Consider the following 18,882-nt stretch of genomic DNA (forward strand, 5'->3'; position numbering starts at 1 on the left):
TTAGTCTATCATGTTTGTTTGGTTTAATAAAGGGGGGGAGTTGATATAAATAATCCATAAAATAGCCCTCCCTTCTAAAATAAAAATCAACTATTTTGTCATTATCAAGTTTGTGTTCAAGCAAGATTAATTTTTGACCAAAATACAACCTTTTCTTGCAGGTAAATCTAACTCTAATTTACTAGCTTCATTTTCTCCTTGCCAAGATATATGACAACTACCATAAACAATTTTATTGGGTTGAGATTTCAGCTTACTAGCATTGACATTGAATTTTGCTGCTTCTATACCAATATTAACACCGACAATAAGTTCTTCATCCCCTAAAATACGAGCAAATACATAAACATTTCCCTCAGCAAACAAAACCTTATAACGACCAGTCCGCAAAGCAGAATATTCATTTCGAATAGCAATTAACTGTTTATGATATTCCAGAACTTGATTATCCCATTCTTCATTATTAGGAAAACCACGACGAGAGTCAGGATCTAACTTCCCTGGTAAACCTACTTCATCACCATAATAAATACTTGGTGCGCCAGGAAAAGTCATCAATAATAAAGTAGCTAGCTCAACACTTGCTTGATCCCCTTGAGCAATACTCAAAACTCTAGCTGTATCGTGACTATCTAATAAATTGAGTTGAGTTAATTGAATTTCCCAAGGATAAAGTTGCAACAACTCCTGCATTTTCTGACCGTATTCAACAGCAGATATCGCTGGATAAGCTTCATAGTCACGGCCTTTAACTTGCTCAATATCTACGCGATCGCCTGCGGTAAAAGCAATAGTCGGACCAGTAAACAAATAATTCATCACGCCATCAAACTGAGTTCCATCTAACCATTGTACACAGTCACTCCAAACTTCACCCACAATATACGCTTCTGGGTTAATAGCTTTGACGCGATCGCGAAACTCTTGCCAAAACCCAGGAGTCCTCACCTCAAACGGTACATCTAACCGCCAACCATCAATGCCAAATTCTAACCAATATTCCCCAATTTCCATAATGTATTCTTTCACTTCTAGGTTATCGTGATTGAATACAGGTAAAGCACGGTTGCCTACCCAACCCACATAATTAGCAGGCAAACTACCATCATAAGCAGACAGAGGCCAATCTTCTATTTTGAACCAATGTAACCAGGGAGAGTAAGGACCGTTTTCCAAGATGTCATTAAAGAAATAGAAACCACGACTAGCGTGGTTGAAAACTCCGTCAAGAACTACTTTAATATTGCGATCGTGAGCAGCATCTATCAATACCCTTAAAGCTTCATTGCCTCCTAAAATTGGATCGACTCGATAATAGTCATGGGTATGATAGCGGTGGTTACAGGTTGATTGGAAAATTGGGGTGAAGTAAATGGCGGTGATACCAAGTTCCTGAAGATAGTCAAGTTTTTCAATGACACCCCAGAGGTTCCCTCCTTTGTAACCTTGAATAGTGGGAGACTCATGCCAAGCTTCTAGGATGCTGGGATACCAACCTTTGTCTATTCCTTTTCTGGTTTGAGTCGGCGGTTGACCTTTAACAAAACGGTCTGGAAAAATTTGGTAAAATACGGCGTGTTTTACCCATTTTGGTGTTTGAATTTGCATAGATAAACTTTTGAGTTAAGTTATTCTACTCAAAGTTACCAGATATTGAACTTGTTGTAAAATTATGTAACAATATTATTTTTTTCCATATTTAAGCTTTCTAGAATGAATAATTATATAACTATCAATAAATAATTCAAAAAATCTGAGGGTTAAGTAATTATGACATGGCTAAAACTGACAAAAAAAGCTCTACAATTAAAGGAGCAAAATAGTACGATAGAAGAAGTTAAAGTTGAATCTTATCCAAAGAACCCTACAGAAGATTGGATAGAAGAATTTCCTACAAGATGGTTTGAGGGTGAAGATGCGCCAAAAACTATGATTATTTCTAATAATGAGTATGAGCCACAAAGTATTGAAAAGGGAGCAATTCAACTTAAGATATTATACAGGCTAGAGGAGTTGTATCCAGATAGTGATGTATCTGAAAAGTTGAAAGAGTTGACTCAAAAATCTGGAGTAGATGTATCAGTATTAACTTTTTATAGCACTCAACCTATAAGTAAAGAAAAATTAAAAGAGCCATCTACTAAGAAACAACTTGACAAAATTTGTAGTGCTTTAGATTGTAATATCGATACTCTGAAGAAAAGAGAAGTAGATTTACCTCTATTTAAGTTTGACATAGACTTTTATATCAAGAAAAAATATCAAAATGAAGCTCACTTTATTAAAGAGACAGGCACTTCAGCAGAATTTATAGAGATTCTGAGAAATGAGTACATAGACGTATCTTTTATTAGTGACGATAACAGTATTAGTGACGATAACAGCGAGAGGTATCATTCATTTTGGCAATACAGAGATTTATGGTGTAGATATGTGGGATTTGGTTGTTAATCAAAAATACCCCTGAATTAAGTAAATGAATAAGTTTGACTCAAGGAATATTCGCAATATTACTTTTAAGGGTAGTATTCAAAATAAAGAATTTAGTAATGCATCAGCAGGACATAAAAACATCCATAAATTACTAATAACACTATGGGGAATATTGGTAGGTATTTTATCAAGTTTGATACCTCTAATTTATGGTTTTGTGGTCAGTCAAATTTTGAGAGAGTTACAAAAGATAGGTAATTTTAATATAAATACAAAGGAAGCTATCTTAATGACTTCAATACCTTATCTTTTTTCCCTATATTATATAGTAATTAATGGTTTTAAAAAAGTTGGAATTTCTATAATTTTTATATTGACCGTTGTTCCCAATATATTCGGGTTTGTCAGTGAAAAAGGAACTAATATAACTAATATAATAATTCAATCGCTGCCATTTCTTGGATTTAGTATTACTCTAGCATATTTAGGCACAACAATTATTGCATTACTGATAACTACTGTATATACTACCAGTGGAACTTTAAGTCAATTTTTAACTTTAGCTAGTGTCATCTTTGCAGCTATATTTTTAACTAAGGATGAAAAAGTTTCACTAGAGAAAGTTGCCATAAGCATTTTAATAATAACTATAATTCTCACAGGTTATATTATTGGTAGAAAAGCTATCAGAGGTTCACCACAATTTGCATGGATAAAAAAAATAGCTATATTTTTATCTGCCACAGGTGGAACATCTTTTTACGGTGTTGATTTAACAGATGCTTGTTTTGATAATTCACATTTACCCCATACAGATTTTAGAAAAGCTATATTAACTGGCGCTAGTTTTAAAAATGTTACAGGATTAGAATTATCTAGACTGCAAGATACAATTTTAGAAGATCCTCATGTGAGAAAACTACTTACAAATCCAGAAGATGGCACTGGCAAAGATTATACTGGAGCAAATCTTAGTGGTGCTAACTTAAAAGGGGCTAATTTAGCAGAAGCTATTCTTATAGGAGCAAACTTAAACGGTGCAGACTTAACAGATGCTAATTTAGAAGGAGCAAATTTATCTAAAGCTCAAGTATTAGATGTAAATTTTTCCGGAGCTAGTCTAACAGAAACCTGTATAGAAGATTGGAGTATAAATAGTCGTACTTGCTTTGATAAAGTTGACTGTAAAAGAATTTATATAAAGCAAGGCAAACACGGTTTTTTAGAACCTAAACCAGACAGTGGAGAATTTAAAGATGGTGAATTTGAAAAATGGATAGATGAACTTCAAGAAACTGTAGATGTACTTTTACACGATTTTGATTTTGGTGGTTGGCAAGCTCTAGGTACTGCTCTAGATAAAACAGCAAATAAATATCAAGGAATCAATAAAAGTCGCTGGAAAATAGAGCAAAAAGATGAGAATGTAGTTCTCGCACAAATTGGTGTTTCACCAACCGCAGATAAACCGGCAATTCATCAGAGCATTACAAATAATTATTATCATGAATTATTAATTCAAGGTCATAAACCTAATATATTATTAAACCCTTCAGAAAAGGTAGAAATTATGGAAAACAAAAATGAAAATCCTACAGTAAGTGGCGATCTAATTAGTGGAGATAAAACCACATCTGGAGATGTTCATCTGAGTGATGTTACTCTCACAAATTCAGGAAGTATGGCATTGGTAAACCTCAATGGTCAGATTAACAACACTATCCAACAACTTCAGGATATTAAAACAGAAAAAGGCGAAGATTTAGTAACTATTTTAACTGCCTTGCAAGAATCAATTAATGATGATTCTATACTTTCAGAAGCTCAAAAAAAGCAAGCTCTTGAAGCTGTAGAAACCATAGCAGAAGAAGCTAAAAAAACACCAGGAGAACGTATCCTAAAACTTTGTTCAATGGCTTTGAATGCTCTTAAAGGTTTAACAGCAGCAATGACAGACGCTAGCAAACTAGCAACTACTCTCAAAAATTATCTACCAACTCTCACTACACTTCTTGGCTTATAAAAATTTTAATTTTTAGTGGTATGTAGGATTTGTAAAAGAACATTGAAAAAGGTATAATATAAAGTCAGAGTAATTACTATTACCTAAGTCATTGCGACGGTCACTCCGTGGAAGGAAGCAATCTCAGGGCTGACGCGAGATTGCTTCCTATCGTCGCAATGACCATTGTTCATTGTTCAACCGGATTCTAATAGACCTAGGCGTGATAATCAAAAATAAAATCAATTATCCCGTAGAAATTATCAATTCTTTCCCCCTAATTCCTACTCCCTACTCCCTACTCCCTCTTTTCCACCACAGGTCTAATAAGGAAAAATTATTCTCAAGGAATTTCCAGCATCATAAATAATAAATGGTGGGGTATTTAACCTATTAAATATAAAGATAATCAGCGATCGCCAACCCATAACCAAAATTTAACCTGACTATATCTAAATATCTAACCCCTTGCCAATGATCCCTAACCGTTGGACACTTAGAATGTGAATATTATTGGCAGTGAGGTTCAACCGTGAAAAACGTACTAAGTATAATTCTAGGTGGTGGCGCAGGCACCCGTCTCTATCCATTAACAAAGCTGCGGGCCAAACCAGCAGTACCCCTAGCCGGGAAATATCGTTTGATAGATATTCCTATCAGTAACTGCATCAACTCAGAAATGCAGAAAATATATGTTATGACCCAATTCAACTCCGCTTCTCTGAACCGTCATATTACTCGTGCCTATGATTTCCCTGGTTTTAGTGAAGGTTTTGTCGAAGTTCTGGCAGCTCAACAAACTAAAGATAATCCAGAGTGGTTCCAAGGAACAGCCGATGCTGTCCGTAAATATATCTGGTTGTTCAAAGAGTGGGACGTTGATTATTACCTAATTCTTTCAGGAGACCATCTTTACCGTATGGACTACCGAGAGTTTGTCCAACGCCATATTGACACAAAGGCAGATATTACTCTTTCTGTCTTACCCATTGATGAAGCACGGGCGTCCGACTTTGGCTTAATGAAAATTGATGACTCTGGTCGGATTATTGAATTTAGTGAAAAACCTAAAGGAGATGCCCTAAAAGTTATGGCAGTGGATACCTCTGTTTTAGGAGTTAGTCCAGAAGTTGCTAAAGAACAACCCTACATTGCTTCTATGGGTATTTATGTCTTTAATAAAGATGTGATGGTCAAACTATTGGAAGAATCCCAAGCTCCAGATTTTGGTAAGGAAATTCTACCTAATTCCGCCAAAGACTACAATGTTCAAGCTTATCCATTTGAAGGTTACTGGGAAGATATTGGAACTATTAAGTCTTTCTATGAAGCGAATTTGGCTTTGACTCAACAGCCTCAACCTCCGTTTAGCTTCTATGATGAAAAAGCTCCTATTTATACTCGCTCCCGCTACTTACCTCCAAGTAAACTTTTGGACTGCCAGATTACAGAGTCAATTGTGGGAGAAGGTTGTATTTTGAAACAATGTCGGATTGACCATTGTGTATTAGGAGTCCGGTCCCGTGTAGAAGCTGGCTGTGTAATTGAGGATTCTCTGCTGATGGGTTCCGATTTTTATGAACCTTTTGCTGAACGCCAATCTGGCCTAAGTCAGGGTAAAGTTCCATTAGGTATTGGTGCTGAAACGACTATTCGTGGGGCAATTATTGATAAGAATGCCCGCATTGGTCGCCATGTCCAAATAATCAATAAAGACCATATAGAAGAAGCCCAACGTGAGGAAGAAGGGTTCATCATTCGCAGTGGTATTGTTGTTGTCTTGAAAAATGCTATTATCCCAGATGGCACAATAATTTAGTAAATGTTTAGTATTAGTAGTTTAGTTGGTTAGTAGTTATGACTAAATACTGCTAATCACTAAATACTAATTGCTAATTTATGACCAGACTAATTATTCTGATCGGACTACCAGCTAGTGGCAAATCTACTCTAGCAAAGAAAATACTTACTAGATATCCTCAGTGTCAATTAGTTTCTACTGATGCTATCCGTGCTCAATTATTTGGTGACGAAGCAATTCAGGGACCTTGGCTACAGGTGTGGCAGCAAGTACAGCAGCAGTTTCACGAAGCTGTCAGCCAAACATCTCTAGCCATATATGATGCTACTAATGCCCAACGTGGGGGACGAAAAGAAGTGATTAACCTTGCTAGAGAAACTGGATTTAGCCACATAACTGGTATATGGCTTGACAAATCATTAGAATTATGCTTACAAAGAAATAAACAACGAAAGCGTCAGGTGCCAGAAGAAGTAATAATAAAAATGTACCGCCAGTTAACAGATGCTCCCCCAAGTTGTAAAGAAGGATTGGATGAACTTAAACGAATTACTACATGAATTACTGCATAAATAACATTTTTATCTAAATAGCGAGTAGGTAGTAGGGAGTAATTAGGAGAAATGGAACTTATAGAGGAGTTAGAAGATTTCGTTTGAATTAAGTACATAAATTACTATAGCAATCCTCTAATCGGTTGCAATATTTTAGTGGCACTTAGGAGTCAGGAATCAGGATTCAGAAGTCATAATTTTCAAAGTTTTCAGCTGTTTTTAACTATTATTAAAACTGCCACGACGAATTGAGGATTGCTATATTAAAACCAAGGTATTATTAATTTAATAAAATAATTTTATAAATAACTAATACCAAAATTTAAAAAGTTAGCTAAATGTTCTGAAAAAAGGGTTTTGCTAACCAAGTCTCTACCCTGACAATCTTTTTTCCAGATGGTATAAAATCTGGGAAACAAACAAGTTGGTTACTAATAACTCAAAAATTGAGTACGGCAATTGCTATTAGTATTTCAGGAAAAACCGAACTTGACTAAATATTAATCTTTGATAACTTGTAAAGTAAAGAAGTAAACCTTAATATCAAGTCTGCTTGATTACTCACCAATATCAGGGGATAGTTTTTAGATAAAAAGTGTCGTAAACCTCAATATATAGGTTTAAACCTATATATATCTACAGAAACTATAACCATTAGACCGCAGTCACAAATATTACATATTGCCTAGTAAACTATAATAGTGGTGTCAATATAATATAATATAATATAATATAGTGTTTCCAAATCAATTGAAACTAGAGTGTCATTTTTTCTACTACTAAAAACTATCTTATTACTTTCCACTTTTGCCAAGATTGACTATAGATAATCTCTCACATATTTAACTTTATGTTCATCTCTCAAATGTCAATCACAGCTTATTAGTAAACTTAAAAATAATCATATATTAACATTAAGTAGTTGCTCAAAAATATAATATTCAGATAAGGAGGATAATAAATGGCTAAAACTGATTTTAAAGATTATTACTCAATCTTAGGTTTAACTAAAAGTGCTAGTGCAGAAGAAATAAAAAAAGCTTACCGTAAATTAGCTCGGAAATATCACCCAGATATGAACCCTGGCGATCGCAAAGCAGAAGCTAGTTTCAAAGAAGTTAACGAAGCTTATGAAGTTTTATCAGATCCAGAAAAACGCAAAAAATATGACCAATTTGGTCAATACTGGAAACAGGTAGGCTCTAGTGGTGGTGGATGGCCTGGTGGAACAAGTGGTAGTACCGTAGATTTTAGTGGATTTGACTTTAGTCAGTATGCCAGCTTTGACGATTTTATCAATACCTTATTGGGACGTAGTGGTAGTCCTGGTAGTAGTAATGCTGGTGGACGACGAACTTACACCTACAAAACAAATACAGGTTGGCCAGGAGGATTTGGTAATGGATTTGATGGTGCTTCTGGTTTTGATGGTCGTAAGTCAGCAACTTCCCTAAATTTAGAAGCTGACATTACTCTGACTTTTGCGGAAGCTTTTCGGGGAACACAAAAACGTGTGGGTGGTGGAGAAGTTTCAATTCCCCCTGGAGTTAAATCGGGAAGTAAAATTAGAGTTAAGGGTAGAGGTCAATTAGACCCATATACTCAGCAAAGGGGAGATTTGTATTTAAAGGTAGAAATTCAGTCTCACTCCTTTTACCAGTTTGAGGGAGATAATTTACTTTGTGAAGTGCCAATAAGTCCTGATGAAGCTGTATTGGGTACATCTATTGAAGTGCCAACTCCCGATGGCATAGTTAATGTTAATGTTCCTGCTGGTATTCGTTCGGGTCAATCTTTGCGGTTACGGGGCAAGGGATGGCCTAAACCAAAATCAGGGGAACGTACTGACCAGTTAGTAAGAATTATTATTACTGCTCCAAAAAATATTACTTCTTTAGAAAGAGAATGTTATGAAAAAATCAAAGCTAATCGTACTTTTGACCCTCGCAATCATTTAAAAAATGTATCTCTCTAGTTTAGGGAATAGGGAATAGGGAGTAGGGAGTAGGGAGTAGGGAAGAAATTGAAAAAGTAAGGGAGTCAAGAGTAAAGATAGAGTAAAAAGGTTGGGATAATTTATTGTTTGCTATTCTTTGAGTTCAGTTAATAATACCCAGTCATTTTCAAGTCAAAAGTCGATTTTAAGACTTTTGACTTTAGATATAAATATCTATACTTTTTTGAAATTATTCTCTGAAAAAATAACAACATGATGAAAAGGAACAAAATATATCAAAGTTTAACTATTAGCATAACCGTAATATTAAACGTATTATTATCTAGCCGTGCTCAAGCAGAATCATTTGAAAACTTATTAAAAAGTTCATTAACTCCACCAGAGGTAGAAATACATAATATTATGGGTGATAAAAAAGCATTAGAAACAGCTCGTAATGCTTGTATTTTTCTACAGAAAGGTAATTCTGTTCAAGAATTTTCAACTCAGGCAGCTATATCACTACTTCAGTTAGGTTTAACACAAGAGCAATTACAAACGGCAGCTCTTTATACAGGTAAAGTCATAGCTACAGGTGTAACTTCTTTTTGCCCAGAATATAAATCAAAATTACAAGAGTTGCAACTATAATTGTAAACATTCAGTTATCAGCTATTAGCTTTCAGCTATTAACTTATTGTTTTTGAAGGAAGAATCTGAGTTGAAAAATGAAGCTAAAATTAAAAGTTATTTTAATATAAAATCCGGTTATAAAGTAATCGCAAAATTACTTTCTCTGAATACAGATGTTCTATTGAATAATAATTTTAAAATTCATGTCATTCAAATTCTTTATTTCTCCTGACTCCTGACTCCTGACTCCTGACTCCTGACTCCGAGTGTGATACGATCACTAATTATCCAGATTCTATATAAAAGCATATTATCTAATCTTTATTATTAATTACTTGGTATAGGATTATTAATAAGGAAAAGCTATTTGCGTAGCATTCCGCAGGAAAAAGTGAAGGGTAATACCTGAATGCTTACCTAAAATAGAAATAGTATAGTAAAGATTGGTTTACTCTTTTATTTATTCCATTGTTTGATAATTTTAATAACTAGAAAAAACTCCCCTTTCTCGTAGTTGCTGCATAAAATACTCTTCCAGACTAAACCTTTCTATATTCATAGTAATTAGTGTAGCTTTCATTAATCCCAGACTAACTAAAAATTCTTGAGGATCTCCCTGCAAATGACCTTGCCAAAAATTATTCTCAAATTCTAAATCTGGTATCCATTGTTTAAGTATTTCCAGATTACCACTTTTACCCTTAACATAATAGGTTTCATTTGTACCTAATATTTCATCCAAAGTACCGATACAAATTAATTCTCCTTCTGCAAGAATAGCTATCCTATCACAAATTTTTTCCACATCTGATAAAACATGACTATTAAAAAAAATAGTCTTTCCTTGTTCTTTAAGAGAGACAATAATTTCTCTGATTTGATAACGCCCCATTGGATCTAAACCAGACATAGGTTCATCTAAAAAAACTAATTCTGGGTCATTAATCAAAGCTTGCGCCATGCCAACTCTTTGCAACATTCCTTTAGAATATTGACGTAGTTGTTTTCTAATAGCTGTTGATTTAGATAATCCAACTAAGTCGAGTAACTCTGGAATTCTTTGTTTTTGTATTGATGTTGGTATTTGAAATAATCCTGCTACAAACTCCAGAAATTCCCATCCAGTTAAATAGTCATAAAAATAAGGATTTTCTGGTAAGTAGCCAATTTTTTCTTTAACTGGGCGATCGCCTATTGGTTTCCCTAATAAAATTCCCGCTCCAGAGGTAGGGCGAACAATTCCTAATAAAGTTTTAAGTAGGGTAGTTTTACCTGCACCATTCTGCCCCAAAAGTCCAAAAGTCTCCCCTTGATAAACTGTCAAATTACAATTTTTAAGAGACTCTATTTTTTGATTCATCCAAAAGCCAATGCGGTATGATTTACCTAAATTAGAAGTTTCTATCACTGGCAATTTTTCTGGTGTCTTTGCCTCAGTGGGAAAATTGACAGTAGATTCCATAAAAATTCAGTTTATATATTTAATATCTTATTTTTTAGCATAAATTGAATTAGCACTTCTGGACTAGAACCCGGAAAGCCTAGTTTTTTAATAGCATTTCAGATAGATAACCTCAAGTCATAACCAGAACTCTTTAGAGATGTTCCATGGAACATCCCTACTGTCGTCTACTCATATTACAACTGCTGTACACAGAATTTACCAATTTTTGAGTTCTAAACACTACATCTATTAAGGTATTATAGTTTTAATAAGACTTACAAAATTTACTATCTATATATAGAGAACAAAAACTATAGCGCTATAGTTTCAAACTCTATATATATGGTCTGGGGCGTAATTCCTTTTTAATTTACCACTAACTAGATATAGTGTTTTTATGTAAGTCTTATTTCGTAGTTGAATTATATCAGGACTTGTATAAAACCCAGATAATTACTATATCTAAGTCATTGCGATTGGAACGGAGTGGAAGGTTTGCGGAGCATTCCGGAACGGATAGTAATCTCAAGAGTTGAGGATATTACTTCCTATCATAGCGATGACAAATGTTCAACTGGATTTTAGATTACGCAAAGGCACTATGTATAGACTTCAAAAACTGTAGCGCTATAGTTTTTAACGCTATATATATCGTCTCTGTGTTGTAAGTCCTATATATGTTATATAAGAGGTTGAATGTATCAGGAAATATAAAAAAAGAAGATAGGGAACACTTAACTGGTATGGAGGGAATAGGGAATAGGCAAAAAAACAATTATTTGTTATCAAGAAATTCACAACTAACTGATTGAGTATGAATAGTCACCTACTCCCTCTGTAGAGTTATTTCAATCCCTTGCCTTATTCAAGCTAGTTGATTGAGTTCTGAAACTTTTTGCTTAATACTTATTTTACAAACAGTCTTTAAAAGTAAGAATAGTTGAGGAGTTGGAAAAACCAAATTCTAAAAAACTTTTGATTTTTTGGAATTTTAATTTGAATTTCAACTTTGACTTACCAACCATTTCTGAGCATTTTTTCTATCTGGAAACGAATATCATAAGTGTCATTCACACAAGTACCAAAACATATAATATCAACCCTAAGATACTTACCATCCTTATGACAGACAATATTAACAACAGCATTGCCTCTTGCATACCGTGAAGAGGCACCAGTCAGAGTTTTGATTAGTCCTATTGCTAACTGCTCATTTTCTGCACTGCTTTAGCTGCACAATCTGACTCATTTGTAGTAGAAACAGGCTCCCAACCTGTGCTACCTCCTGGAGCAGATGTTACATTTTGTGCATTTACTTCTTTAGTGAAAGAAGCAAATATTAATGCCAGAGCTGTGCAACTAACAAATATTGGCTTTGTAATTCTATTAGTAATTTTTATATTTATCCGACCTTTATCTTACCGAATAATTATTAATTAAATAATTCAGCTTTATTAGCCTCCCCTTTCAAGGGGAAAAAGCGGTCGAGAGATGGCGAGGTTTCCTCGCCATCTCTAATCAACCAAGGGAAATAAATTTTTTTCCTTGTGGGTCAATCCTCTCCTTAAAAGGCAGAGGTAATTATTAATTGTTAATTGCTGAAAGCTATCTTACAGCAGTTTTCAGGATCGTGAGGTACAGTTAAAGATTAATCTCTATCTTTGCAGTTCAGGCTTCCAGCCTGTCAGAAGCAGGATGCTTGAACTGCCACTCTAGAGCGCTCCAGACTTCCAACCTTTAACAAATATAGAACTTAGACAGAGACCATGTATATAGAGTTCAAAACTAGATCGTTATAGTTTATGAACTCTATATATAGTACCAGGCGCGTAAGTCCTAAAATAATAAAATTTTGTACCTCACGCGCCTGGTGAAATTGCTGTAAATTTTGCATCAAACAAATAAAAAAAAAGCCCTCCAAATGGAGAGCTTTTTTTTAATCAATCAGTTATAAATTAACCCTTGATAGCAGGAGCTTCAACAGAAGCTAAGTCTAGAGGGAAGTTGTGAGCGTTACGCTCGTGCATTACTTCCATACCTAAGTTAGCGCGGTTGATGATGTCTGCCCAAGTGTTGACCACACGACCACTAGAATCGATGATGGACTGGTTGAAGTTGAAACCGTTTAAGTTGAAGGCCATTGTGCTGATTCCTAATGCTGTGAACCAGATGCCTACTACTGGCCATGCACCCAAGAAGAAGTGCAAGGAACGGCTGTTGTTGAATGAAGCATATTGGAAGATTAAACGACCGAAGTAGCCGTGAGCTGCTACGATGTTGTAAGTTTCTTCTTCTTGACCGAATTTGTAACCGTAGTTCTGAGATTCAGTTTCTGTTGTTTCACGAACTAAGGAAGAAGTTACCAAGCTTCCGTGCATTGCACTGAATAATGAACCACCAAATACACCTGCTACTCCTAGCATGTGGAATGGATGCATTAAGATGTTGTGCTCTGCTTGGAACACTAACATGAAGTTGAATGTTCCGGAGATTCCTAAAGGCATTCCATCGGAGAAGGAACCTTGTCCGATTGGATAGATTAAGAATACTGCTGTTGCTGCTGCTACAGGAGCAGAGTAAGCAACACAGATCCAAGGACGCATACCTAAGCGGTAGGATAGTTCCCACTCACGACCCATGTAGCAGAATACGCCAATGAGGAAGTGGAAAATTACTAGCTGGTATGGGCCACCGTTGTAGAGCCACTCGTCTAAGCTAGCTGCTTCCCAGATTGGGTAGAAGTGTAGACCAATTGCGTTGGAGGAAGGTACTACTGCACCGGAAATGATGTTGTTTCCGTATAGTAGGGAACCAGCGACGGGTTCGCGGATACCATCGATGTCTACTGGAGGAGCTGCTACGAAAGCGATAATGTAGCAGATAGTAGCTGTTAAGAGAGTAGGGATCATTAATACACCGAACCAGCCGATGTATAAACGGTTGTCTGTGCTTGTTACCCAGCTACAGAACTTTTCCCATACGTTGGCGTTTTCACGCTGTTGTAAGGTTGTAGTCATAAGTTTGGTATGATTGCTGTATGTATGAAATTTTCGAGGTACGGCGGTCGTTGGTGACTGTGTTCCTTGACCGTTATTAATACTTTAGCTAGTTTATTTCGGTTTGTAAAGGGTTTTAATAATATTGTTTTTGAACTTAGTTATAAGTTTTATTTATCAATAACCATGATATAGACAAAATACATATAACCTTTCTTCAGTTGAATGAGTGACAAAAGTTTTGCTTTCGGCTATGGGGAATAAAAAATAGGGACACTCAAATCAAAACATATCAATGATAATGTAGGTGACTCACATAAGAAAAATTCTGTAACTCAGGCTAATTTAATGCTTCACCTAATGTCTAGAATTATTACTTATAGTCCAGCTTATACAGTAGTTCCTACTTATGAGTGTTTTAATCGTTGTAGCTATTGTAATTTTCGCTCAGAACCAGGGACAAGTGCTTGGCTGAGTCTATCCGAAGCAGAAAAAAAATTATTATCTCTCAAGAATAAAGGTATAATTGAAGTTTTAATTTTAAGTGGTGAAGTACACCCAAAAAGCCTATATAGACAAGCTTGGTTTCAACTTATCTATGACTTATGTAAACTAGCTATATCTTTAGGATTTTTGCCCCATACTAATGTTGGGCCACTTAGTATGGCAGAAATGAAGGAGTTGAAACAGGTAAATGTGTCAATGGGACTAATGTTGGAGCAGATAACGCCCAAATTACTAGAAACAGTCCATAGAAATGCTCCGAGTAAAATTCCACATTTACGGTTACAACAATTAGAATGGGCGGGGGAATTAAAAATACCTTTTACTACTGGTTTATTGTTAGGAATTGGAGAGACTGTAACTGAATGGAAAGAAACATTAGAGGCGATCACTAATGTGCAGAAAAAATGGGGTCATATTCAAGAGGTTATTTTACAACCCTATAGCCCTGGGAATCAAGAAATATGGAATGGTGAAGGTTTTGATATTAATTTATTACCAGAAGTTGTAGCGATCGCTAGTCAAATTTTACCCCCAAGTATTACTCTACAAATTCCTCCTAATTTGGTTACAAAACCGGAAATATTATTAGCTTGTTTGGAAAATGGTGCGCGAGACTTGGGAGGTATCGGACCATTAGATGAAGTTAATCCTGATTATCCTCACCTCCACTATGAAGCTTTAGGAAAAGTTTTAGAATCTGGAAAATGGCAGTTAATTAAAAGATTACCAGTATATTCTAAATATGATGATTGGTTGCCAATAAATTTAAAAAATATTGTGAGTAAATGGCGTTTGAAATTGTCAATAGATGGATAATCTTTATTTCTGCCAAATAAATTCCTCTAACCTTAGAAATAGTTTAATCAGCCTTGTGTTGAGGGAAACTGATATAGATATTGCCACTACAGCAAAGATGACTGGTATTTCAGAGAAAATGATTCTACAACATTATTGGGGTGCTGATGATTCAGTAGTAATTCCTGAAATCTGAGTGTTATTTATCGGCAGGAGTATTTTTTTCAAATCAATTCCTATTGATTTTTTGTATAATTTTTTGGCTAATTTCTTATGTTAAAATATACGAAAAGTTGTAGCTTAATAATAACTATAAAACACGGAAATAATTAAGCTACAACTACTAACCTACAAGAATATATTAGCATGAATGAAATAGTAAAAGCAAAGCGGGCAATTATAAACTTTTGCCCTGAGATTGAAGTAGAAGGATTTGAACTACCGGACGGGTCTTACTATGTATCAATTACAACAGCATCTGAGGCAATAGGGTTTGCTAAAAATTGGTTATCTAGAAATATCAGCCGAAGTGGTAACACCTTTAAAGCTTTACAAGTAATTGGTTTTACGAGTTTAGTTTCAGAAGTGGTAACACCTTCTGACGGAGGTGAGCAGGTTAGTAAGCTAATCAGTATAGACGACTTTTCTCGCATGATTATATACGCTGCATCTAAAGGCAAAAAAGAGGCTATAGCCTTAAATATGGCCTTAACAAAGATGTCTTTGACTGACTTTTTTAGATGCTTTTGGCGCAAGACCACTCACAATTGAAGAGAAAAGAAAGGCATTTTATCAAACCTATGTTGCTTCACTAGGCTGGGAAGGTTGGCTGATTATGGATAGGTGGGAAGATGAAATTATTTTAGAATCTTACCTATTTTTAAGGGGTGATATGAATTGAAAAATTCCTACTAATACCACTAACTAATACTAAGGGGTACTTAGATGAATCAGGAGTTGAGGCCAATTGTTCCTGAATTGTAGGTACCCCTTAAGGCTTTGCTTTTGTGTATAACTTTTTAGTATGAGCGATCGCTATTACCTATAAGTAGTAATTACTATGATTCACTGAAACCCCGACTAGGCAATACCTTTATTCTGTCACAGCTATACCATGGGGATTTATAGCTGTTTTCATAAAGGTAGACTACAAAACTTCTTTTGATGAATTTAGAATTTATAATTTAGAATTCAGAATTATTAAATTAAGGAATTGTCGGGGTTTTGCGGAAATGTTCAATACAAAACTTCTGCCTTCTACCTTCAAGCAAAAATCTCTGTACTCTATATTAATGAAAACTGCTATATATATTACCCGGCAGGGTAAGGTGTGCCAGATAAAATGACAGTATAAGATGACAAGTGCTAGTGAGATGTTATTGATAGAGGATAGCCACTCCTGACTAACTTCCTTGTTGTGCGGTGCTTATATTTATTAGGTAGATATTATGTGGAAAAATAGCTAGCTAAGGAAATTTTCCAATGCACCAACTATTTGATAAATAAAACCCATGCTTACTTACAATTTTAACTCAAACAAAGTGCGGGTCATTTTTGGAGACGACGACGAACCTTATTTCGTTGTGGAGGACATTTGTGACATTTTAAAAGTATCTGATGGGAGGTTGAGTGATGAGGACAAGATTACCCATAAATTAAACGACGAACAAGAAATTATTGTCACTTCGGAATTTGGGCTACACGAGTTGATGATGAACTCTGTAGGAGAAAAAGATTTTAAACGTTGGGTAGTGAGAGAAATGTTGCCTGCAATTAGGACGGTCGCTCAAAGTAAAAGTGTCTCCTCTCAAGAGTTGCTTTATGTACTAGCAATACAGAAGGAGATTAATTATAGAGAAATAGATGGCAAGGCTTATTTTACTTTCAACGCTACAGCTAAGTTATGTGGTACTGGAAGCTGGGAATTAAAAAAAGATTTAACAAATGAAGATAAAGTTTATCAACTTCTCGGCTGGTATACACAAGCAGATTTAGGCTAGATAGAGAAGTGGATAAAACGTCGTACAAGGTTTTCAGACCTAACAATAGCCAAAATCATTGAATATTATGCTTTTGAAGCCACTAAATCCAACGATAGAGCAAAAGATACTTACAAAACATTTGCTCCTATAGGTATTCGTAACTGGGTAAAAGAAGCAGTGCAGTATGTTGAAAAAGAACCTATTGATACTGAACCGAAAGAAATTTTAGCTTCCATAGACGAGAAGTTGAGTATGATTCAACAAACTGTTCAGGAGTTAAGTCAACAATTCCCTGTGCAATAATTTACCAGATGTAAATATCAAGAATAAGCATGGCCTGAAAGAACACCCATCACCTTCTGTGAGACTTTTGAATACTTAGCCAAGGATTCATCATAACCCCCGAAGCCTAACTTATATCTAGCCAAGTCTGAGTCTATCTCTTTTGCCTTAGCTGTTGCCAACTGCAAACCATCAACCATATCTATCGGACATATTTGAAGGGACTTTCTCTTATCCTCAAAAGTCCACCTCAGTCGGATATGTCCATGGTAATATTCAACAGAGACATTCCCAACCCGCTTAACAACCCCTTTTTTCTGCTTCAAAATTGATACCTCTCAGATGCCACTATAAAGTGCTTTACCGAGAAAGGCCAAAAAAGAGGGGACACAAAAATAATTTAGACGTATGGCTTAGATTGCTAGAGCGCCACATCTTGAGAGAAATGGACGTAACAGAACTCGAATCTGTGACCTCCACGATGTCAACGTGGCGCTCTAACCAACTGAGCTATACGTCCAAATATTTAATAACAATAACACACCTTCTCTAAACTTGCAATCCCTCAACACAAAAAATTCTCATAATCACTTGGCTCTTAGTCACGAAGGAAATACAAGCTTGTCCTGCTATAATTTTTTGGTCAAAGGTGATGCAGTTTAAATTTGAGTATCATCTTATAGTAGCCAATTTTTTATATCTTGTTTTTGTAGATTTTTTCCTGGTCTGAGAAACTGTTTCTTCCTGCCATTTTTCTATTGTTGGCAGATATAACCAATGATTTAATTTTTTTTCTTCTACATAACCTTTTAATTCTGGGTCTGGCCAAATATGAAGCTTATCTAAACATCCAACACTTTTAGCTGCTTCTTCAACCTCTTCCCACTGTTTAATAAAATTTTCTGCCCATGATTTTTTAGTCATAATTGAACTAGCAAATTCTAAACCTGCTGCTATCATACGCTTACCATTAGTGTTAAACTAAGCCAGGTAAGTTACCCTACCCGACTCGTCTTCAGAACCGGACGTGAGACTTTCACCTCATCACGGCTCCTCTCTTAAACGTCCCTTGTCATGGGTACATCCTGCTTCAGAGTTAACATATCGTCAATCCATATATAATTATCAGGTAAATCCTGGGGTTTAAATTTTGGATATGTCTTTTTGTCTGAAGCCGTTTTACTGTCGTGGCAATGTCGGTGTAACAATTGTTTATTTTTATATGTGTTGTCACCACCTTTAGACCTTGGTTTTATATGGTCAATTTCCATAAGGTCAGTCGGGCTAAAGGTTAGTCCACAAAATGCGCATTTATTCTTTTGCCGTCTTAACAGCGTTGTGACTTCTTTCCTTACACCTGGATATTTACCGATTCTATTACTCCAATAAGTCCAATCGCCGTCATAAGGGGATTTATTACCTTTTACTTTAATGTGTCTTACAATAGGAACATCTGAGTGTAGGTTTAGTATATATTCGCCATCGTTAAGTACCCAGTTCCTGGTTCCTTTTATGTT

General features: G+C 35.5%; 18 protein-coding genes and 1 tRNA gene. 12 read left to right on the forward strand and 7 right to left on the reverse strand.

Going from position 1 to position 18,882, the window contains the following annotated elements:
* Positions 1-126: 126 nt before the first annotated feature.
* On the reverse strand, positions 127-1,608 hold the full coding sequence (locus ACP6PK_RS16150; RefSeq protein WP_426560793.1) for a glycoside hydrolase family 13 protein: 1,482 nt from the start codon (positions 1,606-1,608) through the stop codon (positions 127-129).
* A gap of 162 nt (positions 1,609-1,770) precedes the next feature.
* Between ACP6PK_RS16150 and ACP6PK_RS16155 the strand changes: the two genes are divergently transcribed.
* From ACP6PK_RS16155 to ACP6PK_RS16180, 6 genes are all read left to right on the forward strand, one after another.
* Positions 1,771-2,451 (forward strand): hypothetical protein, encoded by a 681-nt coding sequence (locus tag ACP6PK_RS16155; RefSeq protein WP_426560795.1) that lies wholly within the window; start codon positions 1,771-1,773, stop codon positions 2,449-2,451.
* A gap of 25 nt (positions 2,452-2,476) precedes the next feature.
* Positions 2,477-4,456 carry a pentapeptide repeat-containing protein gene (locus ACP6PK_RS16160; protein ID WP_426560797.1) on the forward strand — a complete coding sequence of 660 codons (1,980 nt, stop codon included), beginning with the start codon at positions 2,477-2,479 and terminating at the stop codon, positions 4,454-4,456.
* Between the two features lie 511 nt (positions 4,457-4,967).
* Positions 4,968-6,254, forward strand: a complete 1,287-nt coding sequence (locus ACP6PK_RS16165; RefSeq protein WP_094675289.1) for a glucose-1-phosphate adenylyltransferase — start codon at positions 4,968-4,970, stop codon at positions 6,252-6,254.
* An 80-nt stretch (positions 6,255-6,334) separates the two neighbouring features.
* Positions 6,335-6,796: an AAA family ATPase gene (locus ACP6PK_RS16170; RefSeq protein WP_426560799.1), complete on the forward strand. Its 462-nt coding sequence runs from the start codon at positions 6,335-6,337 to the stop codon at positions 6,794-6,796.
* Positions 6,797-7,751: 955 nt separating this feature from the next.
* Positions 7,752-8,765, forward strand: coding sequence for a DnaJ C-terminal domain-containing protein (locus ACP6PK_RS16175; RefSeq protein ID WP_426560801.1), 1,014 nt, complete (start codon positions 7,752-7,754; stop codon positions 8,763-8,765).
* Positions 8,766-8,999: 234 nt separating this feature from the next.
* Positions 9,000-9,377: a hypothetical protein gene (locus ACP6PK_RS16180; RefSeq protein WP_426560803.1), complete on the forward strand. Its 378-nt coding sequence runs from the start codon at positions 9,000-9,002 to the stop codon at positions 9,375-9,377.
* Between the two features lie 463 nt (positions 9,378-9,840).
* Here the strand turns inward: ACP6PK_RS16180 and ACP6PK_RS16185 are convergent, their stop codons facing one another.
* Positions 9,841-10,821 (reverse strand): ABC transporter ATP-binding protein, encoded by a 981-nt coding sequence (locus ACP6PK_RS16185; RefSeq protein ID WP_426560805.1) that lies wholly within the window; start codon positions 10,819-10,821, stop codon positions 9,841-9,843.
* 1,257 nt (positions 10,822-12,078) lie between these two features.
* Here ACP6PK_RS16185 and ACP6PK_RS16190 point away from each other — a divergent pair.
* Positions 12,079-12,243 (forward strand): hypothetical protein, encoded by a 165-nt coding sequence (locus ACP6PK_RS16190; protein ID WP_426560807.1) that lies wholly within the window; start codon positions 12,079-12,081, stop codon positions 12,241-12,243.
* 515 nt (positions 12,244-12,758) lie between these two features.
* Here ACP6PK_RS16190 and psbA read toward each other — a convergent pair.
* On the reverse strand, positions 12,759-13,820 hold the full coding sequence (gene psbA / locus ACP6PK_RS16195) for a photosystem II q(b) protein (RefSeq protein ID WP_426559649.1): 1,062 nt from the start codon (positions 13,818-13,820) through the stop codon (positions 12,759-12,761).
* A gap of 339 nt (positions 13,821-14,159) precedes the next feature.
* On the opposite strand from psbA, the gene cofG reads away from it, so the two are divergent.
* The 5 genes from cofG (at position 14,160) to ACP6PK_RS16220 (ending at position 17,386) form a co-directional block, all read left to right on the forward strand.
* Positions 14,160-15,122 (forward strand): 7,8-didemethyl-8-hydroxy-5-deazariboflavin synthase subunit CofG, encoded by a 963-nt coding sequence (cofG, locus tag ACP6PK_RS16200; protein WP_426560825.1) that lies wholly within the window; start codon positions 14,160-14,162, stop codon positions 15,120-15,122.
* Entirely contained in the window at positions 15,115-15,297 is a 183-nt protein-coding gene (locus ACP6PK_RS16205) for a hypothetical protein (protein WP_426560809.1), read from the forward strand. The genes cofG and ACP6PK_RS16205 overlap by 8 nt, the downstream gene beginning before the upstream one ends.
* 170 nt (positions 15,298-15,467) lie before the next feature.
* Positions 15,468-15,872, forward strand: a complete 405-nt coding sequence (locus ACP6PK_RS16210) for a hypothetical protein (protein ID WP_426560811.1) — start codon at positions 15,468-15,470, stop codon at positions 15,870-15,872.
* A 740-nt stretch (positions 15,873-16,612) separates the two neighbouring features.
* Positions 16,613-17,101 carry a BRO-N domain-containing protein gene (locus tag ACP6PK_RS16215; RefSeq protein WP_426560813.1) on the forward strand — a complete coding sequence of 163 codons (489 nt, stop codon included), beginning with the start codon at positions 16,613-16,615 and terminating at the stop codon, positions 17,099-17,101.
* A gap of 159 nt (positions 17,102-17,260) precedes the next feature.
* A complete protein-coding gene (locus ACP6PK_RS16220; protein ID WP_426560815.1) occupies positions 17,261-17,386 on the forward strand; it encodes a hypothetical protein in 126 nt (41 codons plus the stop codon).
* 17 nt (positions 17,387-17,403) lie between these two features.
* On the opposite strand, the gene ACP6PK_RS16225 is transcribed toward ACP6PK_RS16220, so the two are convergent.
* The 4 genes from ACP6PK_RS16225 to ACP6PK_RS16240 form a co-directional block, all read right to left on the reverse strand.
* Positions 17,404-17,691 carry a hypothetical protein gene (locus tag ACP6PK_RS16225; protein WP_426560817.1) on the reverse strand — a complete coding sequence of 96 codons (288 nt, stop codon included), beginning with the start codon at positions 17,689-17,691 and terminating at the stop codon, positions 17,404-17,406.
* Positions 17,692-17,811: 120 nt separating this feature from the next.
* A tRNA-Val gene (locus tag ACP6PK_RS16230) sits at positions 17,812-17,885 on the reverse strand.
* A gap of 152 nt (positions 17,886-18,037) precedes the next feature.
* A complete protein-coding gene (locus tag ACP6PK_RS16235) occupies positions 18,038-18,289 on the reverse strand; it encodes a hypothetical protein (RefSeq protein WP_426560819.1) in 252 nt (83 codons plus the stop codon).
* Between the two features lie 134 nt (positions 18,290-18,423).
* The coding region (locus tag ACP6PK_RS16240; protein WP_426560821.1) for an HNH endonuclease at positions 18,424-18,882 on the reverse strand (459 nt) is incomplete at its 5' end.

Origin of the sequence: Dapis hubbardiae BLCC-M172, from assembly GCF_050016015.1 — a bacterium.
Taxonomy (GTDB): domain Bacteria; phylum Cyanobacteriota; class Cyanobacteriia; order Cyanobacteriales; family Microcoleaceae; genus Trichodesmium.

Excerpts from the sequence above, each read along its gene's own strand:
- ACP6PK_RS16150 (WP_426560793.1), bottom strand. The coding sequence starts at position 1,608 with ATGCAAATTCAAACACCAAAATGGGTAAAACACGCCGTATTTTACCAA.
- ACP6PK_RS16155 (WP_426560795.1), top strand. The coding sequence starts at position 1,771 with ATGACATGGCTAAAACTGACAAAAAAAGCTCTACAATTAAAGGAGCAA.
- ACP6PK_RS16160 (WP_426560797.1), top strand. The coding sequence starts at position 2,477 with ATGAATAAGTTTGACTCAAGGAATATTCGCAATATTACTTTTAAGGGT.
- ACP6PK_RS16170 (WP_426560799.1), top strand. The coding sequence starts at position 6,335 with ATGACCAGACTAATTATTCTGATCGGACTACCAGCTAGTGGCAAATCT.
- ACP6PK_RS16175 (WP_426560801.1), top strand. The coding sequence starts at position 7,752 with ATGGCTAAAACTGATTTTAAAGATTATTACTCAATCTTAGGTTTAACT.
- ACP6PK_RS16180 (WP_426560803.1), top strand. The coding sequence starts at position 9,000 with ATGATGAAAAGGAACAAAATATATCAAAGTTTAACTATTAGCATAACC.
- ACP6PK_RS16185 (WP_426560805.1), bottom strand. The coding sequence starts at position 10,821 with ATGGAATCTACTGTCAATTTTCCCACTGAGGCAAAGACACCAGAAAAA.
- psbA (WP_426559649.1), bottom strand. The coding sequence starts at position 13,820 with ATGACTACAACCTTACAACAGCGTGAAAACGCCAACGTATGGGAAAAG.
- cofG (WP_426560825.1), top strand. The coding sequence starts at position 14,160 with ATGTCTAGAATTATTACTTATAGTCCAGCTTATACAGTAGTTCCTACT.
- ACP6PK_RS16205 (WP_426560809.1), top strand. The coding sequence starts at position 15,115 with ATGGATAATCTTTATTTCTGCCAAATAAATTCCTCTAACCTTAGAAAT.
- ACP6PK_RS16210 (WP_426560811.1), top strand. The coding sequence starts at position 15,468 with ATGAATGAAATAGTAAAAGCAAAGCGGGCAATTATAAACTTTTGCCCT.
- ACP6PK_RS16215 (WP_426560813.1), top strand. The coding sequence starts at position 16,613 with ATGCTTACTTACAATTTTAACTCAAACAAAGTGCGGGTCATTTTTGGA.
- ACP6PK_RS16235 (WP_426560819.1), bottom strand. The coding sequence starts at position 18,289 with ATGACTAAAAAATCATGGGCAGAAAATTTTATTAAACAGTGGGAAGAG.